Source organism: Pseudomonas sp. MF6751, assembly GCF_016613265.1.
Taxonomy (GTDB): Bacteria; Pseudomonadota; Gammaproteobacteria; order Pseudomonadales; family Pseudomonadaceae; genus Aquipseudomonas; species Aquipseudomonas fluorescens_BV.
In genome coordinates, this window is record NZ_JAENSV010000069.1 from 1 (window position 1) to 18,085 (window position 18,085).

Here is an 18,085-nt window from a genome sequence, read left to right on the forward strand (position 1 = left end):
TAAACGCTTCGATTTCAAGTGCCCGATCGAAGTCATGGGCGAGGTGATGCAGGAAGCCATGGCTATGCGGCATCATGCTCCAGCTTCAAATCAATAACCGTGTTGCACTCAGCTTCTGCAACCGCCATCCATAAAAAAAGACGTCCAAAGACGTCTTTTTTTTGTGCCTGAAATCCAGTGACGCTTACAAGGCCAGGCGCAGTTCACCCCACCACCACGCCAGCCCCATAAGCCCTTTCATCGAAGCGGAGATCTCACCCACCGCTCTGCCGCTTCTTGCGCCCCTTCAACCGCCTGCTCATAACTCTCCCAATGGTCTCCCTCCACAAAGGCCGGTCGGGCATCCTCGCCTGGCAAGGTCAACCGGGCACCCACAGGAATATCCAGTGCCTGGCCCCAGCTGAAGCCAATCATCACGGTGACACCACTTTTTGTCACATATTCAACAGGATGGTCTCTATCAATACGTTCTGACATACGTCTCTCCTTGATCCGGCGCCACGTTCAGCGCCGGACGTTCGTTAGGTAAAATACCCCGTCAATGACTACTCATGCCGGCCATGTGCATGATCCCGCGAATACCACTGGCCACGATGCCGAGTGCAGCCACACTGGCGAGCCAAATAGCGATCAGCCAAAACATCCGCTTGTACCAGGGGCCTGCCTGATTTTGAGCGTGTGACACTTCAGAGCGTTCCATGGGCCAACTCCATTGTCAGGGCCGTCGCGGCGGCCAGCATGATCAGCGCCGTGCAAAACAGCAGGCTTAACTGCGCCACCTGCTTGTAAAACGGCATCGGTTTTTCAGCGTTAGTGGTAACCATCTCCAATCCTCACTTTTCCGCGGAAAACGTAGTAGCTCCAGCAGGTGTACATCAGGATGATCGGCAGGATAAACAGGGTGCCGATCAGGATGAACAGCTGGCTGGAAGGTGGCGATGCGGCGTCCCACAGGCTGATGGATGGCGGTACGATGTTCGGCCAGATGCTGAACGCCAGGCCGATATAGCCGAGGAAGACCAGCATAAGGGTGAACACGAACGGCCAGTGGGAATGGTGTTGACGCAAGGTCTTCAACAGCCCGACCAGGGCCAGTACGCCGAGCAGCAACAGGCCGCCGAACACCACGATGTGTGCGTGGGTGAACCAGCGCGTGGCGATTTCCGGGTGCAGCCAGGGGGTCCACACGCACAGCACGGCCACCACGGCCATCAGGGCGAAGGCCAGGTAATGGCTGAACAGGCGCATCCGCGACTCCAGCATGCCTTCGGTCTTGACCAGCAACCAGGTGCTGCCCAGCAGGGCGTACGCCACCACCAACCCTACGCCGCAGAACAGCGGGAACGGAGACAACCAGTCCAGGGTGCCGCCGGCAAACTGGCGATTTACCACCGGTATGCCGGCGATGTAGGTGCCGATCACCACACCCTGACAAAAGGTCGCCAGGAACGAGCCGCCGATAAACGCCATGTCCCAGATGTGCCGCTTCTGCGGGCTGGCCTTGAAGCGGAATTCAAACGCCACGCCGCGAAAGATCAGCCCGGCCAGCATGAAGATCAGCGGCAGGTACAACGCTTCCAGGATCACTGAGTACGCCAGCGGAAACGCGCCATACAACGCCGCGCCGCCCAGGATCAGCCACGTTTCGTTGCCGTCCCATACCGGCGCCACGGTGTTCATCATCACGTCGCGCTCCTGCTCGTCCGGGATCAACGGAAACAGGATGCCCAACCCCAGGTCGAAGCCGTCCATGATTACGTACATCATCACCCCGAAGGCAATGATCACGCCCCATATCAACGAAAGGTCTATACCTTGAATGCCCATGTGCAATCCCCTCGATCAGTTGGTGTGGTCGCCGGACGCGAGCGTCTCGGTAACGGCGGACAAGGGACGGCGTGGCGTACGGTCCTGGCCGGGGCCGCCTTGGGGCGGATGGTCGTGATGGGGCTGCGGACCCTTGCGTACCAGCTTCATCATGTAGCCAATTCCCACGGCAAACACCGAGAAGTAGATCACCACGAACAACGCCAGAGAGATGCTCAACTGCGTGACGGTATGGTTGGACGCCGCGTCGGCGGTGCGCATCAGCCCGTAGACCACCCATGGCTGGCGCCCGACTTCGGTGGTGATCCAGCCGGCGAGCATCGCGATCAGGCCGGTCGGCCCCATGAACAACACCAGGCGCAGGAACAGGCGATTGCGATACAGCGCGCCATTACGGCGCAATGCCAAGCCCAGTATCCCGGTGAGGATCATCAACATCCCCAGCCCGGCCATGATCCGGAAACTGAAGAAAATGATGGTCGAGTTCGGTCGGTCCTCTTTAGGGAAGCTCTTGAGCGCCGGAATCTGTTTGTCCAGGCTGTGGGTCAGGATCAGGCTGCCCAGGTACGGGACCTCGATCGCGTAGCGGGTCTTTTCGGCCTCCATGTCAGGGATACCGAACAACACCAGCGGCGTCGCGCCGTCACCGACGTTTTCCCAATGCCCTTCAATCGCGGCGATTTTTGCCGGTTGGTGCTCCAGAGTGTTGAGGCCATGGGCATCACCAACAACCGCCTGGATCGGCGCCACGATCAGCGCCATCCACAACGCCATCGAGAGCATCTTGCGCACTGCCGGGGTATCGTTTTTACGCAGCAAGTGCCAGGCCGCCGATGAGCCGACGAAGAACGCCGTGGCAACAAAAGCAGCGATTGCCATGTGCGTCAGGCGGAACGGGAACGACGGGTTGAAGACGATGGCGAACCAGTCCAGCGGCATAACCCGGCCATCCACGATGGAAAAGCCCTGGGGAGTTTGCATCCAGCTGTTGGAGGCCAGGATCCAGAACGTCGAGATCAACGTACCGATGGCGACCATTACCGTGGCAAAGAAGTGCAACCCACGCCCAACTCGGTTCCAGCCAAACAGCATCACCCCCAAAAAGCCCGCTTCCAGGAAGAATGCCGTCAGCACTTCATAGGTGAGCAAGGGCCAGGTGATACTCCCGGCGAAGTCCGAGAACCGGCTCCAGTTAGTGCCGAATTCATACGCCATGACCAGGCCCGAAACCACGCCCATGCCGAAGTTGACGGCGAATATTTTCGACCAGAAGTGATACAGGTCCTTATAGACCGGATTGTCGGTTTTCAGCCACAGGCCTTCCAGCACAGCCAGGAAACTGGCCAGGCCGATGGTGATGGCGGGAAAGATGATGTGAAACGAGACCGTGAACGCGAACTGAATTCGCGCCAGGTCGAGCGCCTCGAGATTTAGCATGACGGTACCCTCATAGTGTCCAGTGATCAGCAAAACCCAGGGCGACCTGCCGGCCGCCCCGCCCGGCTCAAGCGCCGAGTGACTGAATCAGGTTGCTGGCCGGCGCAGGTTCAAGGCGAATAGCGATGAACTTCGACGTGGGAGTGAAGGTGCGGTCGCCATAGCTTTCCAGGGGCACCAGGGGGTTGGTTTCCGGGTAATAGGCGGCAGCCTGGCCAGGCGGAATGTCGTAGGCGATCAACGTAAAGCCGCTGACCCGACGCTCGCGCCCATCGCCCCACAACGACACCATGTCGACCTTTTGCCCAGGCTCGTAACCCAGCTTGCGAATGTCCTGTTCATTGACGAACACCACGTCGCGCATGCCATAAACGCCGCGATAGCGGTCATCGAGCCCGTACAACGTGGTGTTGTACTGGTCGTGGGAACGCATGGTCTGCAGGATCAGGTCCGGCTTGACGTCGAGGTTGCGCACGCCTTCGCTGACCAGGTGGGCGGGCAGCTCACTCGGGGCAAACTGCGCTTTACCGCTGTCGGTTTGCCAGATGCGGTGCGCGGCGTTGTTGCGCAGGTGGAAGCCGCCCGGGTGCAGCAGTTTTGTGTTGAAGTCCTCGAAGCCGGGAATGGTGTCGGCGATCAAATCACGGATGCGGCCGTAGTCGGCCACCGTCCACAGCCAGTCAATGGGGTGCTTGCCCAGGGTCGCATTGGCGATCCCGGCGATGATGGCCGGTTCAGAGCGCATCAAGGGCGACTTGGGTTTCAGTTGGCCGTGGGAGATGTGCACCATGCTGAAGGTGTCTTCCACGGTCACGCCTTGCGGGCCTTCGGCCTGAATGTCGATATCGGTACGGCCCAGGCACGGCAGGATCAAGGCTTCGCGGCCGGTCACCAGGTGGCTGCGGTTGAGCTTGGTGGCGATGTGCACGGTCAGGTCGCACTTGCGCAATGCCGCATGGGTACGCGGAGTGTCCGGCGTCGCTTGGGCAAAGTTGCCACCCAGGCCGATGAAGACTTTGGCGAGCCCCTGTTCCATGGCGGCAATCGCCATCACGGTGTTGTGGCCGTGGCGGCGCGGTACCTTGAAGTCAAAGCGCGCTTCCAGCGCATCGATCAGCTCCGGTGGCGCCAGCTCGTTGATGCCCATGGTGCGGTCGCCCTGCACGTTACTGTGCCCGCGCACCGGCGACAGCCCTGCGCCTGGCCGGCCGATATTGCCGCGCAACAGTTGCACGTTGATGATTTCCTGCACGGTTACCACCGAGTGCACGTGCTGGGTCACGCCCATCGCCCAGCACATGATCACCCGGTTGGCGCGGCGGTACATGCGCGCCGCCAGCTCGATGTCGGCCAGGTTGAGGCCCGATTGCTCGACGATATGCTCCCACGAGGTGGCGTCCACCTGTGCCAGGTACTGTTCGAGACCCCAGGTGTGTTCGGCAATGAATGCGCGGTCGAACACCGCCTCTCCATTGTTTTCCAGGGCATCACGCTCCCACTCCAGCAGAAACTTGGCGATGCCTCGAAAGGCCGCCATGTCGCCGCCCAGCGCCGGACGAAAGTACGCCGACGAGGTGGGTTCGGAACCGTTGGTGAGCATCTCCAGCGGATGCTGCGGGTGTTGGAAACGTTCCAGCCCACGCTCCTTGAGTGGGTTGAAACAGATCACCTGAGCGCCGCGCTTCACCGCCTCGCGCAGTGGCTCAAGCATGCGTGGGTGGTTGGTGCCGGGGTTCTGGCCGATAACGAAAATCGCGTCGGCCTCCTCCAGGTCATCGAAAGTCACTGTACCTTTGCCTACGCCAACGCTGTCGTCCATGCCCAGGCCGCTCGCTTCGTGGCACATGTTCGAACAGTCGGGGAAGTTGTTGGTGCCGTAGGCGCGCACGAACAGCTGGTACAGATACGCCGCTTCGTTACTGGCCCGGCCCGAGGTATAGAACTCCGCCTGGTCCGGCGACTCCAGTTCCTTCAGGTGCTTGGCGATCAGGGCAAAGGCGTCGTCCCAACTGGTTTCGACATAACGATCCAGCGACGCGTCGTAACGCATCGGATGGGTCAGACGCCCCTGGTATTCGAGCCAATAGTCACTTTGCGCCGCCAACGACGACACCGTGTATTTATTGAAGAACGCCGGGTTGACCAGGCGCCCGGTGGCTTCCCAGTTCACCGCCTTGGCGCCGTTCTCGCAGAACTTGACCATGCCGCCTTCCGGCGATTCGCCCCATGCACAACCCGGGCAGTCAAAACCGCCATTCTGGTTGGTCTTGAGCATCGCGCGGATGTTCTTGAACGCGTTTTCACTGCCCAGCCAGCTTTGCGTCACCGCAATCAGCGCGCCCCAACCTGCGGCCGCCCCCTTGTACGGTTTATAACGTTCAACTTCGCTCATGGTAATTCTCCAAGACTTCACACGTAGGCGCGGGCCTAACTAAAGCCCTTATTGATGATTATTTTTCAGGCACTGCAAAACGCAAATCGGTTTAAAGCCCACTAAACCGGGTTCACGTCGACCGGTTTTAAGGGTCCAACATCGAGTTACGCATTTAGCCTATGCCGTGCATAAACAGCCTGTCTAATCACAAATAATGACCACTTCATCGACATGCTCTATCACGATAAATTGTTTTAAAAATCAAAAAGATAAAATAATAAAAGTCGAATAAAACTCCCAATCAAAAGCCCATAGATTTCGTCGATCACTCGGTTGCTAATAGTGATTAGACGCGGCATTAAAACAACTCTAGCCTTGCTTTAAATAACGCGCTTACCTACATCGAGCGTCCAAACACCGTGGTTACACGCTCAGCGTCGCTGCCGAGGTTTTAATGACCGATCAAGTCTTGATGGATAGTTTTTCTCGCCGGGTCGACTACCTCCGGATGTCGGTGACCGACCGCTGCGATTTCCGTTGTGTCTATTGCATGGCCGAAGAGATGGAATTCCTGCCACGTCAGAAAATCCTGACGCTGGAAGAGCTGTATCAACTGGCGCAGAGTTTTGTCGCACTGGGCACGCGCAAAATCCGCCTGACAGGCGGTGAACCCTTGATTCGTCCGGGCGTGGTCGAGCTGTGCAAGCGCATCGCGACGCTGCCCGGCCTGCGCGAGTTGTGCATGACCACCAACGGCTCGCAACTGGGCAAGCTGGCCGCGCCGCTGTTCGATGCCGGGCTCAAGCGCCTCAACATCAGCCTCGACAGCCTTGACCCCAAGCGCTTTCGTGAACTGACGCGCACCGGTGACCTGGCCAAGGTCATCGCCGGTATCGATGCGGCGAATGCGGCGGGCTTCCAACGCACCAAGCTCAACTGCGTGGTGATGAAGGGCCGCAACGACCACGAAATCAACGACCTCGTGGCGTTCGCCATTGACCGCGGCCTGGATATTTCCTTCATTGAAGAAATGCCCCTGGGGGTCATCAGCGAACACAGCCGTGCCGAGGCGTTCTATTCCAGCGCGCAGGTGCGCGAGCGTATCGCCGAGCGCTACACCCTGATCGACTCGGCAGAATCGACCCAGGGGCCTTCGCGTTACTGGCGCCTGGCCGAGGCGCCGCATATTCGCCTGGGCTTTATTTCACCCCACAGCCACAACTTCTGCGGCACCTGCAACCGCGTGCGCCTGACGGTTGAAGGCCGGTTGTTGCTGTGCCTGGGCAACGAGCATTCGGTCGACCTCAAGGAGGTGCTGCGGCGCTACCCGGGTGAACCAAAACGCCTGGAGAGTGCCATCGTTGAGTCGATGAAACTCAAGCCGTATCGGCACAACTTCGAGCTCAATGATGACGTGCAGGTTGTCCGCTTCATGAACATGACCGGTGGTTAACCCATCCGGTTTTATCCCTTCGCATTAAGGCCATTGCCCATGATCGTCAGAGCCAAACCCAACCTGATCGGTGTATTGACTTCGCTCAAGGGCTCCGTGGCCCGGCGTATCGCACTGCGCAGCCTGCTGGTGACACTGCTGGCCTCGGTGATTGTGCTGGTGGAGACGCTTCACCCGGCGTACTTCTCCAAGGTCAACGCCACGCCATTCACGCTGCTGGGCTTGTCACTTTCAATCTTCATGAGTTTTCGCAACAACGCCTGCTACGACCGCTGGTACGAAGGGCGCAAAGCCCTCGGCGCCATGGTGATGGATGTGCGCGTCATGATTCGCGAAACCCAAGTGATCAAGGATGCGCGCCAACGCAAAGAGATCCTGCGCAACCTGTGCGGGTTCGCCCACGCACTGAACGCCAGGCTGCGCAATGAAAATGAGTCCATCGCGGCAGCGCCCTGGCTCGACAAGCTGCCGTCGGCCAGCACCCCGAATCTCCCGGAAAGCATTATCGGCCGCGTGACCCAGCAGTGTTCGGCGCTGGCCGAGTCGGGGGGCTTCAGTGAATGGCGCTACCAACTGATGGCCAGGCACTTGAGCAACCTGACCCGTACGCAGACGATTTGCGAGCGCATCAAAAGTACGCCGCTGCCCTTCCCGTACACCCTCTTGTTGCACCGCACCAGCTACATGTTCTGCATCTTGCTGCCCTTCGCCATGGCCGAACCCCTGGGTTGGCTGACGCCGGTCTTCACCGCCATCGTGAGCTACACGTTTTTTGGCCTGGACGCGATTGGCGATGAGCTGGAAGACCCCTTCGGCTACGACGAAAACGACCTGCCAACCAATGCCATCGTGCGCACGATTGAACGCGAAGTGCTGCACGCCAACGGCGCGACACAACTGCCGCCCGTGCTCCAACCCATTGATTGTGTACTGAACTGACCCGAGGCCCCCATGAACGAACGCTCCCACACACTGACCCATCTGGACGCCGCAGGCCGGGCCAGCATGGTCGACGTCACGGACAAAGCAGCAACCACCCGTGAGGCCCAGGCCCAGGCCTGGGTGCGCATGCAGCCGTCCACGCTGCAACTGATCCAGGCTAACGGGCACCCCAAGGGCGACGTGTTTGCGGTGGCCCGTATCGCCGGGATCATGGCGGCGAAGAAAACCCATGAACTGATCCCGCTCTGCCACCCGCTGATGCTCAGTTCGATTCACCTTGAACTGCGTGCTGTCGAGCCCGACAGCGTGCAGATCATCAGCACATGCCGGCTCAACGGCCAGACCGGCGTCGAGCTCGAAGCCCTGACCGCCGCCAGCGTAGCGGCCTTGACGATCTATGACATGTGCAAAGCCGTGGACCGCGGGATGATCATCGACCGGATCCAGTTGCTCAAAAAACAGGGTGGCAAGTCGGGCACCTTTGTCGCGGGTGACGCGCAATGATCCTGGTCAATTACTTTGCGCGCTATCGGGAACAGCTGGGCATCGGCGGCGAAAAAATCGCCCTGGACGGGTCGCTGCGCACCATTGCCGACCTCAGGCAGCACCTGTGCGCCCGAGGTGAAACCTGGCAGCAAGTGCTCGGTGAGACCAGCCTCATGTGCGCATTGAACCAGGAGCTGTGCACACCCGACGCGCCGATAGAAGATTTCGATGAAATCGCCTTCTTCCCCCAAGTGACCGGAGGTTGATCAATGCCTGTTCAGGTTCAGACCGAGCTGTTTGATCTGGGTGAGCTGACCCGCAGCCTGCACGCCGAAGAACCGGGCGTCGGCGCCATAGCCACCTTTGTCGGCTATGTGCGCGATCTCAATCAGGGGGATCAGGTCAGCGAATTGTTCCTTGAACATTACCCGGGAATGACCGAACGCTCGCTGCAGCAGATCATCGATAGAGCCCATCAACGCTGGCCCCTGCAACGGGCGAGCATCGTCCACCGCGTGGGGGCATTGAAGGTCGGTGAACCCATCGTGTTCGTCGGTGTTGCCAGCGAACATCGCCAGGAAGCCTTCGATGCCTGCAATTTTTTGATGGACTACCTGAAGACTCACGCACCTTTCTGGAAGCGTGAACACACGCCGTCCGGAGAACGCTGGGTAGAGGGAAGAGAAAGTGACCAACTGGCGGTAAACCGCTGGACTGCATGACACCCCCGCGGTAGGGGCGAGCTGGCTCCTACAGTGGCGGTGGCGGTATTTGAGGACAGTGCATGCCCCGTCAGAACAAGTCGCAGAAAGGAATGAACCGCGCCGTGTCACCGCGCTGCAAGGTGCAGCCCTCGGGGATTTCAAGCAGGCCGTCCGCCCACGAAGCTCCCAGCAGCACGCCTGAGCTCTGGTTCGGATACAGAATCGCCCGGCCCTCCTCCAGCTTGGCCCGCAGGTATTCGCGACGGCTGCCTGCTTTCGGCCAGTCAAACCCGACGTTAACCGGGAAGCTCAGGGGCGTGACGTCATCAACACCCTGGATACGCAACAGGTAAGCCCGTGCCAGCAGGCCGAACGTCACCAGCGCCGAGGCCGGATTGCCTGGCAAGCCGATGACAGGCACGTTACCGTAGTAGCCCACGGTCAAGGGCTTTCCCGGTTTGATCGCGAGTTTCCAGAATAACGGCTTACCGCTATCGCGCAGCACCTGGCCAAGGCAGTCGGCGTCTCCGGCTGACACCCCACCGGTGGTCAGGATCAAGTCGGCGACAGGTTGCAACTGTTCCAGCTTGAGCCGCGTGTGCTGCGGCTGGTCGGGAAGAATACCGCCATCGATGACGTCACAACCCAATGCACTCAGCCAATGGCTAAGCAAAATGCGATTGCTATTGTAGATACAGCCGGGCTTCAGCGTCGTACCCGGCTCAGCCAGTTCGTCCCCCGTGGACAGCAATGCCACCCGTGGGCGGAGTACCACCGATACATGGGTACAGCCTTGCGCGGCCGCGATGGCCAGCGCGAAAGGCCCGAGTCGCTTGCCGGTAGCAAGCAACACCTGCCCGGCACGGTTTTCCTGGCCTTGTGGACGGATATTCTGGCCCGCGCCAAGCGCCTGCTTGAAACGTACCCGTCCGTCCTCCAGTTGCTCGGCGTTCTCTTGCATCTCGACGCAATTGGCCCCAACGGGTAACGGTGCGCCGGTGAAGATTCGAGCGCAGGTGCCCGGCAGCAATGCCTCAGGTGAATGCCCGGCGAAAATCTGTTGCGACACGGTCAGCGGCTGGCCTTTCCAGTCGTCGACGTTCAAGGCGTATCCGTCCATGGCACTGTTCGGCCACGGCGGCAGATCCAGGGTCGCGATCAAGTCATTGGCCAACACCCGTTGCCGTGCGTCGCTCAATGCTATCAACTCACTGCCTTGCAGGCGTCGCGCCTGCGCCATGGCCAACAGTGAAGCGATAGCCTCCTCCACTGACATGAGCTGTGACGGGCTCATCCCCGCGACTCGCACAAGGCCACCGATTTGAGGTGCGGCACAAAATTGCACGGCCTGTGGCGCGCATCCAGCTGCTCGGCGAGGATACCCTCCCACGCCGTGCGGCAAGCGCCCGTCGAGCCCGGCAGGCAGCACACCAGCGTACCGTTGGCCAAACCGGCCAAGGCACGACTCTGTACCGTGGAGGTACCGATATCGAGGATGGATATCGCACGGAACAACTCACCAAAACCGTCAATCTGCTTGTCCAGCAAACAGTGGACCGCTTCAGGCGTACTGTCGCGCCCAGTGAAGCCTGTGCCCCCGGTAATCAGTACCACCTGAATCTGCTCGTCGGCGATCCAGGTCGCGACCTGCGCGCGGATTTTATACAGGTCATCCTTTAGCAGGTTGCGCTCGCTCAAACGGTGACCCGCCTCCAGCAGCCGGCTGACCAGCAGTTGCCCGGAGGTATCGTTGGCATATTCACGGGTATCACTGACGGTCAACACGGCCATATTCAGCGGAACAAACAATGCATCCGACTTCACGCTCATGTCACTCTCCTACAAGCCATTATTGAAACGATCACCAGAGGCTAAAGCGCCCATACAGCCACTGTCTAATCGTTACAGTTGACCGAATTATCGAGCGCTTCTATCACTGATATTTCCGGACGCCATTCATCGGTGATTGAGTGAGTCGATCAATCCTTCAATAGTCATGATTGGACGTGCAGGCGCAAGAATGAGATCGTCTGCCCATCTCAATTCGCGGTATTCCTGTCATGCCAGCACGCTGCTCTCCTGAAGCTGCATCCAGCCCCTGTTCGATACTCCTGCTGGCGGGCGGACGGGGGGCGCGTATGGGCGGGCGGGACAAAGGATTACTGGTGTGGAAAGATAAGCCGCTGATTGCCCATGTACAGGCCATCGTGCGTCCGTTCACCGACGACTTGATCATTTCCTGCAACCGCAATGCAGCGCGTTATCGCGCGTATGCCGATCAATTGGTCGAAGACTCACAAAAGGATTTCCCGGGCCCCTTGGCCGGTGTTTTGGCCGGAGTTTCCGTTGCGCACCATCCCTGGCTGCTGGTGCTTGCCTGTGATGCTCCGAATATTGATGCCGCACTGATCAAAGCAATGCTCGAGGCGCGTCCCACGACCGGCGCCGCGCTAATGATCCAGCAGGCCGGGCAATGGCAACCCATGTTCAGCCTGATCCCAACGGCGTTGTTGCCGCAGTTGAACCAGGCCTGGGATGAAGGCGAACGCAGCCTGCTGCGCGCGCTGCTCAAGCATGAGCTGGTGGCATTGACCTGCGTAAGCGACGACCTGCGCCTGAGCAATTTCAATACCCCTGAATGGCTGGTTGGGCAATCATTAGCGTGCACTGAAGAAGTCGACGGCACATTAATTAAAAGGGCAGAAACAGAATCGCTAAAATAATCCGCGGGTTCTGGCCACCAGCGTTAATAATTACCCCTCATTTATTCCGCAACAGGTGCCTTAGTGGATATCAAGCAGCTTAAATTCCTCATCGCGCTGGAGCAGACCCGGCACTTCGGCCAGGCGGCTGCCCGTTGCCACATCACCCAGCCGACCTTATCGATGCGTTTGCGTAATCTGGAGGATGAGCTGGGCCTGGAATTGGTTACCCGGGGCCAGCGTTTCGAAGGCTTTACACAGGCCGGTGAACGAGTGCTCGCCTGGGCCAGGACCTTGCTCGCCGCCCATGACGGGTTGTTCGCCGAAGCTGCAGCCTGTCGCGGCCAACTGGTCGGTAATTTGCGTCTGGGTCTGGTGCCGCTCAGCGGCTTCAATCCGATCAGCTACATTCAGGGCCTATCCCATACCTTCCCGGAACTCAAGTTCAACCTGACCTCGATGAGTTCGGACAAGATCATCGAAGCACTGGGCACTAACCAACTGGACCTGGGGGTGTGTTACCTGGACCACGTAAACGCCAATTACCTAGAGTTTTTCGAACTGGGCGAAACCCGCGTCGGCCTGCTGTACGACACGCGCCACTTCCATTTCGAAGGCACCGAAATGAGCTGGGAAGACGCCGCCGAACTGCCCCTAGGCATGATCAGCAATGGCATGCACTATCGAAAGTCCATTGACCTGAGCTTTCGCAGCCGCGGCCTCGACCCTCAACCCATACTCGAGAGCGATTCGACGTATCAGCTGTTCCAGGCGATCCACAACGGTTTTTGCTGCGCGATTATGCCCCTGGACAGCGGCCTGGAAAGCCCGATCGAAAACCTGGCCTTTATCAACCTCCCGGACGCCAGCGTACTCGCGCCGCTGGGCATGGTGATGCGCAAAACCGAACCCCGCTCGGCCATTGCCGAAAAGTGTTTTGCACAAGCCCAGAAATTGTTTGCGGCCAAGGGTACGGCCTAGCGTACGGGAGGGATGTTGATGGAGAGAGCAATGACTGCATTGCTACGCGAACCCCGCCTCATCGTGCTGAACTGCTTGCGCCGCCACACGGTCCCAACTCATACGCTCATCGCTACAGGAATTTTTCCATGACGCTTCCCCAAGAAATGACCCTGATCGAAATCACCACCCCTGGCGGGCCCGAGGTCTTGCAGCCGCGCAGCGCCGACGTGCCGGTGGCCGGGCCGGGCGAGATTCTGATTCGCGTGCACGCCGCCGGGGTCAACCGCCCAGACGCCTTGCAGCGCGCGGGCAAATACCCGATGAAGCCCGGCATGAGCCCGATTCCAGGGTTGGAAGTGGCTGGTGAAGTGGTGGCGCTGGGCACTGGCGTGAACGAATACAGCGTGGGCGACAAGGTTTGCGCCCTGACCAATGGCGGCGGCTATGCGCAGTATTGCGCGGTGCCGGCCAGCCAGGCGCTGCCGATCCCCGCAGGCATGGACTGGATTCAGGCCGCTGCCGTGCCGGAAACGTTCTTTACGGTCTGGGCCAACCTGTTCGGCCTCGGCGGTGCCCGCAAAGGCCAGCGCGCCCTGATCCACGGCGGCACCAGCGGCATCGGTACCACCGCGTTGATGCTCTGCCAGGAATTCGGCATCCAGGCATTCGCCACGGCGGGCAGTGCCGACAAATGCGCGGCGATTGCCAAGCTCGGTGCCGAGCCGATCAACTACCGCGAACAGGCATTTGCCGAGGTCATCGCCAAACAGACCGATGGCAAAGGCGTCAACGTGATCCTCGACATCATGGGCGCCTCGTACCTGAACAATAACCTCAAGGCCCTGGGCATGGACGGCCACCTGGTGATCCTCGGTTTCCTCGGTGGCGCCAAGGCCAACGACGTCGACCTGCTGACCATCCTCGGCAAACGCGCGGTGATCACCGGCTCGCTGCTGCGGGCCCGCACGCGGGAAGAAAAGGCCGAGATTGCCGAGCAACTGCGCGAACATGTGTGGCCGGTACTCAGTGCCGGGCGCTGCCTGCCGATTATCGACCAGGTCTACGCCTACACCGACGCCGCCCAGGCCCATGCGCGGATGGAAGGTGGGGACCATATCGGCAAGATTGTGTTGCGGGTGGAGTGAGGCATTTTTGATGTGGAGAGGGGTCGCCTGGATGCCAGTCCGTCAAGCGCAGATCCCTGTGGGAGCGGGCTTGCCCGCGAAGGCAGTGGGCCAGTCAACATACATGTTTGCTGAGCCGACGTCTTCGCGAGCAAGCCCGCTCCCACATTTGATTTTCATTGGTTTGAGCATCGCGTGTCACTGGTGTACGGCATACACCGGATAGTCCACATACCCCGCCTGTGTCCCGCCATACAAGCCTTCGGCCTTCAACGCATTCAACGGCCAGCCATTGAACAGCCGCTGGGGCAAGTCCGGGTTGGCAATGAAGGGCCGTCCAAAGGCGATCAGGTCCGCCAACCCGGCCTCTACCAGCCGTGCGCCGCGCTCGGCGGTGTAGCGCCCGGCGTAGATGATCCTGCCGCTGAAGGTGGCGCGCACGGCCTGGCGAAATGTGTCGGGCAGGTCGGGGGCGTTGTCCCAGTCGGCCTCGGCAATGGACACATAGGCGATGCCCGACGCTTCCAGCACTTTGATCGCTTCGATATAGGTAAGGTGCGGGTCTTCTTCCACCAGGCCGATGTAGACCCGGTCCTGATCGGTGCCACTGAACAGCGGCGAAAAGCGCACGCCCAGGCGTTCCGGCCCCACCACTTTGCACACCGCTTCGACAATCTCGCGCAGCAAGCGCAGGCGATTGTCCAGCGAGCCGCCGTACTCATCCTCACGGAGGTTGGAATGGGCCGAGATGAACTGGTTGACCAGGTAGCCGTTGGCCGCGTGAATTTCCACGCCGTCGAACCCGGCGTCCAGGGCATTGCGCGCAGCCTGGGCGTAGTGCCCGACCAGCTCTTCGATTTCCAGCGTGGTCAAGGCACGGGGCACGGGTGGCTGCACCAGTTCACCCCTACCCGGCCCGGTTTCAATGAAGGCTTTGGCTTGCAACGCCGGCAGCGCAGACGGGCCTACAGGGGCTCCACCGTCAGGTTGCAGCGCGTGATGGGACACCCGCCCCACGTGCCATAGCTGGGCGAAGATCACACCGCCCTCGGCATGCACCGCTGCGGTGACTTTGCGCCAACCCTCGATTTGCGCCGGTGTATGAATGCCCGGTGTCCACGCGTAGCCCTGGCCCCGGGGTTCGATCTGCGTACCCTCGCTGACCATGAACCCGGCACTGGCCCGCTGACGGTAGTAGTCGGCCATCAGGTCGGTGGCGATATTACCCGGCTGGGCGCTGCGCTGGCGGGTCAGCGGCGGCAGTACCACACGGTTGTTCAAGCGGTGATGCCCCAGCTTGATCGGGGTGTTCAAGATGCAGTCAGGCACGGCGATATTCCAAATTCAGGACGAACGAAAACCGTGGCGACTCCTGGGAGTCGCCACCGTATAGATCAGTGGATTAACTTAAGCGCAGAGTGTCAGCAGGGCCTTGGCCACTTCGCTGGAGCTGCCTGGGTTTTGCCCAGTCACCAGCAAACCGTCGACAATGACGAAGGATTGCCAGTCGGCGCCCTTCTCATACAGGCCGCCCAATTTACGGAATTCATCTTCAATCAGAAACGGCACGACCTCGGTCAACTGCACAGCGGCCTCTTCCGAGTTGGAGAACCCGGTGACGCGGCGGCCCTTGATCAACGGCTCACCGTTAACTGCCTTGACGTGACGCAAGGCACCCGGTGCATGGCACACAAAGCCAATGGGCTTGCCGGCCCGCTCGAAGGCTTCGATCAGCGCGATGGACACCGACGACTCCGCCAGGTCCCACAGCGGGCCGTGGCCGCCGGGGTAGAACACGGTGTCGAAGTCGGCGGCATTGACCGAGTCCAGCTTCACGGTGGTCGCCAGGGCTTGCTGCGCAGCCGGGTCTTTGCCGAAGCGCTCGGTCTGCTCGGTTTGCGCATCCGGTTCATCGCTCTTGGGGTCCAACGGCGGCTGGCCGCCGGCCGGAGAAGCCAGCACCACTTCGGCGCCAGCGTCCTTGAACGCGTAATAAGGTGCGGCGAATTCTTCGAGCCAGAAGCCGGTCTTGCGCCCGGTATCGCCAAGCTGGTCGTGAGAGGTCAGTACCATTAATACTTTCATTTTCCAGTGCCTCGATCGATGTGAATAACAGGGTTTTCAGGGCTGCCCAACAACTGTTGGGTCAGCAGCAGCGCCTCGGCGAACGGCGCGGTGGTACGGGTGATCTTGCCCATGACGCTGGTTCCCAACCATAGCGCATACAAACGCCTGGCCAGGCTTTCGGGGGCCTGCTCGAACCTGAGCGAGCCGTCTTCGACGCCGCGTTGCAGGGCCACGGCAAGCAAGTCGATGGTGCGCGAAGTACCGCGTTGCAGCGCCAGCCGCATGGGCTCTGACAGATCGGAGACCTCCGCCCCAAGCTTCACGGCCAGGCATTTGCCGGCGTCGGTACAGCCGATGTGGTTGTCGATCCAGCCCTGCCAATAGCGCATGAGCCTGGCGTGGTGGGTCAATCCCGGCTGATCGAACAGCTGCTGCATGCCCTCGACGTAGTGGTCGAAATAGGTATCGAGTAACACCACGCCAAAGGCATCTTTGGAGTTGAAGTAGTGATAAAACGAGCCCTTGGGCACTTGCGCCGCTTGAAGGATCTCGTTCAAGCCCACCGCCGAAAACCCCTTGGCCCCGACAATGGATTGCGCCCGTTCAAGAATCGCTTGCCGCGCACTGCTGCTTGCGTTGCTCATGCTTGCCCCTCTGCGATTAGACCAGTCGTCTAGTGCGTTGGGCTCATGTTAGGCAGCGCGGCATTGGCTCACAATGTCATATCCGCAAGGATTGCGGACATGCACGAAAGTCGGTTGCCGTTTGCCGGGCACGCGCCGACAATCGCCTCTCCCCCGCCCCTTGGAGAGATGCAATGCACAGCGTTGCGCTGATGGTTTACCCGAATTTCCAGTCGTTGAGCCTCAGCCTGGGCTCGGTGTTCGAGTGTGCCAACCTGCTGCGCGGCGAGCCGGCCTATGAGTTTCACCTAGTGTCGGAAAGCGGCGGCGCCGTGATGACCTCCCAGGGCTTTTCGGTGAACACCAGCGCGCTGCGCCCAGAGGGCTATGACACCTTGATTGTCAGCGGCTACCTGGAGTTTCGCCTGCCGGAAGCCAACCTGCTGGAACTGGTCAAGGCCGCGTCCGCGCAGTCGCGCCGGGTGGCGTCGTTATGCATGGGCATCTTTGTGCTGGCCGAGGCTGGCCTGCTGGCTGGCAAGCGCACCACCACCCACTGGATCCACGCCCCCGCGTTTCGCAAGCGTTACCCGGATATCCGCCTGGAAGAGGACAAGTTGTTCATTGTCGACGGCCAGGTGTGGACCGGTGCGGGCATGAGCGCCGGGGTCGACCTGGCGCTGGCGATGGTGGAGGACGACCTGGGCAGCGACCTGGCCCGTCGCATCGCACGCAAACTGGTGATTGCCCAGCGCCGTGGCAGCGAGCAGTCGCAACTGTCGGCCTTGCTGGAACTGGACCCCAAGTCCGACCGCGTGCAGCTGGCCCTGGCCTATGCCCGCGAAAACCTCACCCATGATTTGTCGGTGGACGCCCTGGCCGACGTTGCCCGGCTCAGCCCACGCCAGTTCAGCCGAGTGTTTCGCGAAGAAACCGGGCAGACCCCGGCCAAGGCCATCGAAGCCCTGCGCGTGGAGGCTGCGCGGGCAATGATGGAAACCAGCCGCCACCCGGTGGAAGTGGTGGCACGCGAAACCGGGTTTGGTGATCGCGAGCGCATGCGCCAGGCGTTCCTCAGGGCCTTCGGGCAGCCGCCCCAGGCGATGCAGCAGGTACTGTTCAACCCGGGCTAGGCCCGTGACGGCCTGACAGCCGACTCCTATCTACCTGAAGTGCCATGATCCAAATGTGGGAGCTGGCTTGCCTGCGATGGCGGCCTACCAGCCGACACTTACCTACCTGACACCCCGCGATAAAACTGTGGGAGATTCTATGGTTGAGGGGCAACCCTCAACCAACTTTTGGTTGATATTCGCTTTGCCCTTTCAGCAGAGCGAACACCACCCGAGCAAGCTTGCGGGCCAGTATTACCAACGCCTGTGT

The 18,085-nt window shown here is 60.3% G+C and carries 20 protein-coding genes; 9 read left to right on the plus strand and 11 right to left on the minus strand.

What is annotated here, in order from left to right:
* Nucleotides 1-237: 237 nt before the first annotated feature.
* The 6 genes from JJD66_RS26750 to JJD66_RS26775 form a co-directional block, all read right to left on the minus strand.
* Nucleotides 238-477: a hypothetical protein gene (locus tag JJD66_RS26750; protein WP_072435732.1), complete on the minus strand. Its 240-nt coding sequence runs from the start codon at nucleotides 475-477 to the stop codon at nucleotides 238-240.
* A gap of 61 nt (nucleotides 478-538) precedes the next feature.
* A complete protein-coding gene (locus JJD66_RS26755; protein WP_200649414.1) occupies nucleotides 539-700 on the minus strand; it encodes a DUF2474 domain-containing protein in 162 nt (53 codons plus the stop codon).
* The gene (locus JJD66_RS26760) at nucleotides 687-824 is read right to left on the minus strand and encodes a hypothetical protein (protein WP_168220173.1); all 138 of its coding nucleotides are present in this window, start codon (nucleotides 822-824) and stop codon (nucleotides 687-689) included. The genes JJD66_RS26755 and JJD66_RS26760 overlap by 14 nt, the downstream gene beginning before the upstream one ends.
* Nucleotides 811-1,827: a cytochrome d ubiquinol oxidase subunit II gene (gene cydB / locus JJD66_RS26765; protein WP_105226550.1), complete on the minus strand. Its 1,017-nt coding sequence runs from the start codon at nucleotides 1,825-1,827 to the stop codon at nucleotides 811-813. Before cydB ends, JJD66_RS26760 begins: the two co-directional genes overlap by 14 nt.
* 15 nt (nucleotides 1,828-1,842) lie before the next feature.
* A complete protein-coding gene (locus tag JJD66_RS26770) occupies nucleotides 1,843-3,264 on the minus strand; it encodes a cytochrome ubiquinol oxidase subunit I (RefSeq protein WP_200649415.1) in 1,422 nt (473 codons plus the stop codon).
* A 67-nt stretch (nucleotides 3,265-3,331) separates the two neighbouring features.
* Nucleotides 3,332-5,656 carry an FdhF/YdeP family oxidoreductase gene (locus JJD66_RS26775; RefSeq protein ID WP_200649416.1) on the minus strand — a complete coding sequence of 775 codons (2,325 nt, stop codon included), beginning with the start codon at nucleotides 5,654-5,656 and terminating at the stop codon, nucleotides 3,332-3,334.
* A 436-nt stretch (nucleotides 5,657-6,092) separates the two neighbouring features.
* Between JJD66_RS26775 and moaA the strand changes: the two genes are divergently transcribed.
* Genes moaA through moaE form a run of 5 tightly spaced genes read left to right on the plus strand, consistent with a single transcriptional unit; the run spans nucleotide 6,093 to nucleotide 9,241 of the window.
* Entirely contained in the window at nucleotides 6,093-7,091 is a 999-nt protein-coding gene (gene moaA, locus JJD66_RS26780; RefSeq protein WP_200649417.1) for a GTP 3',8-cyclase MoaA, read from the plus strand.
* Between the two features lie 39 nt (nucleotides 7,092-7,130).
* Nucleotides 7,131-8,030, plus strand: coding sequence for a bestrophin family protein (locus JJD66_RS26785; protein WP_105226547.1), 900 nt, complete (start codon nucleotides 7,131-7,133; stop codon nucleotides 8,028-8,030).
* A gap of 12 nt (nucleotides 8,031-8,042) precedes the next feature.
* On the plus strand, nucleotides 8,043-8,537 hold the full coding sequence (moaC, locus tag JJD66_RS26790) for a cyclic pyranopterin monophosphate synthase MoaC (protein WP_200649418.1): 495 nt from the start codon (nucleotides 8,043-8,045) through the stop codon (nucleotides 8,535-8,537).
* Complete coding sequence (moaD, locus tag JJD66_RS26795) at nucleotides 8,534-8,785, plus strand: molybdopterin converting factor subunit 1 (protein WP_072435724.1); 252 nt, start codon at nucleotides 8,534-8,536, stop codon at nucleotides 8,783-8,785. The genes moaC and moaD overlap by 4 nt, the downstream gene beginning before the upstream one ends.
* Before the next feature lie 3 nt (nucleotides 8,786-8,788).
* Nucleotides 8,789-9,241, plus strand: coding sequence for a molybdopterin synthase catalytic subunit MoaE (gene moaE, locus JJD66_RS26800; protein WP_200649419.1), 453 nt, complete (start codon nucleotides 8,789-8,791; stop codon nucleotides 9,239-9,241).
* 70 nt (nucleotides 9,242-9,311) lie between these two features.
* On the opposite strand, the gene JJD66_RS26805 is transcribed toward moaE, so the two are convergent.
* Together JJD66_RS26805 and moaB are read right to left on the minus strand one after the other, a co-directional pair.
* Nucleotides 9,312-10,517: a molybdopterin molybdotransferase MoeA gene (locus JJD66_RS26805; RefSeq protein ID WP_200649420.1), complete on the minus strand. Its 1,206-nt coding sequence runs from the start codon at nucleotides 10,515-10,517 to the stop codon at nucleotides 9,312-9,314.
* A complete protein-coding gene (gene moaB / locus JJD66_RS26810; RefSeq protein WP_072435721.1) occupies nucleotides 10,514-11,053 on the minus strand; it encodes a molybdenum cofactor biosynthesis protein B in 540 nt (179 codons plus the stop codon). Before moaB ends, JJD66_RS26805 begins: the two co-directional genes overlap by 4 nt.
* Nucleotides 11,054-11,283: 230 nt before the next feature.
* Here moaB and mobA point away from each other — a divergent pair, with 230 nt between their 5' ends.
* From mobA to JJD66_RS26825, 3 genes are all read left to right on the plus strand, one after another.
* The gene (gene mobA, locus JJD66_RS26815; RefSeq protein WP_198715928.1) at nucleotides 11,284-11,946 is read left to right on the plus strand and encodes a molybdenum cofactor guanylyltransferase MobA; all 663 of its coding nucleotides are present in this window, start codon (nucleotides 11,284-11,286) and stop codon (nucleotides 11,944-11,946) included.
* 63 nt (nucleotides 11,947-12,009) lie between these two features.
* Entirely contained in the window at nucleotides 12,010-12,906 is an 897-nt protein-coding gene (locus JJD66_RS26820) for a LysR family transcriptional regulator (RefSeq protein WP_198715929.1), read from the plus strand.
* 128 nt (nucleotides 12,907-13,034) lie between these two features.
* On the plus strand, nucleotides 13,035-14,033 hold the full coding sequence (locus JJD66_RS26825) for an NAD(P)H-quinone oxidoreductase (RefSeq protein WP_089042670.1): 999 nt from the start codon (nucleotides 13,035-13,037) through the stop codon (nucleotides 14,031-14,033).
* Nucleotides 14,034-14,210: 177 nt separating this feature from the next.
* Here the strand turns inward: JJD66_RS26825 and JJD66_RS26830 are convergent, their stop codons facing one another.
* The 3 genes from JJD66_RS26830 to JJD66_RS26840 form a co-directional block, all read right to left on the minus strand.
* Nucleotides 14,211-15,341, minus strand: a complete 1,131-nt coding sequence (locus JJD66_RS26830) for an alkene reductase (RefSeq protein ID WP_200649421.1) — start codon at nucleotides 15,339-15,341, stop codon at nucleotides 14,211-14,213.
* Nucleotides 15,342-15,419: 78 nt separating this feature from the next.
* Nucleotides 15,420-16,097 (minus strand): type 1 glutamine amidotransferase domain-containing protein, encoded by a 678-nt coding sequence (locus tag JJD66_RS26835; protein ID WP_034127295.1) that lies wholly within the window; start codon nucleotides 16,095-16,097, stop codon nucleotides 15,420-15,422.
* Nucleotides 16,094-16,723 carry a TetR/AcrR family transcriptional regulator gene (locus JJD66_RS26840; RefSeq protein ID WP_200649422.1) on the minus strand — a complete coding sequence of 210 codons (630 nt, stop codon included), beginning with the start codon at nucleotides 16,721-16,723 and terminating at the stop codon, nucleotides 16,094-16,096. The genes JJD66_RS26835 and JJD66_RS26840 overlap by 4 nt, the downstream gene beginning before the upstream one ends.
* 173 nt (nucleotides 16,724-16,896) lie before the next feature.
* On the opposite strand from JJD66_RS26840, the gene JJD66_RS26845 reads away from it, so the two are divergent.
* Complete coding sequence (locus JJD66_RS26845; RefSeq protein ID WP_034127293.1) at nucleotides 16,897-17,835, plus strand: GlxA family transcriptional regulator; 939 nt, start codon at nucleotides 16,897-16,899, stop codon at nucleotides 17,833-17,835.
* Nucleotides 17,836-18,085 lie beyond the last annotated feature (250 nt).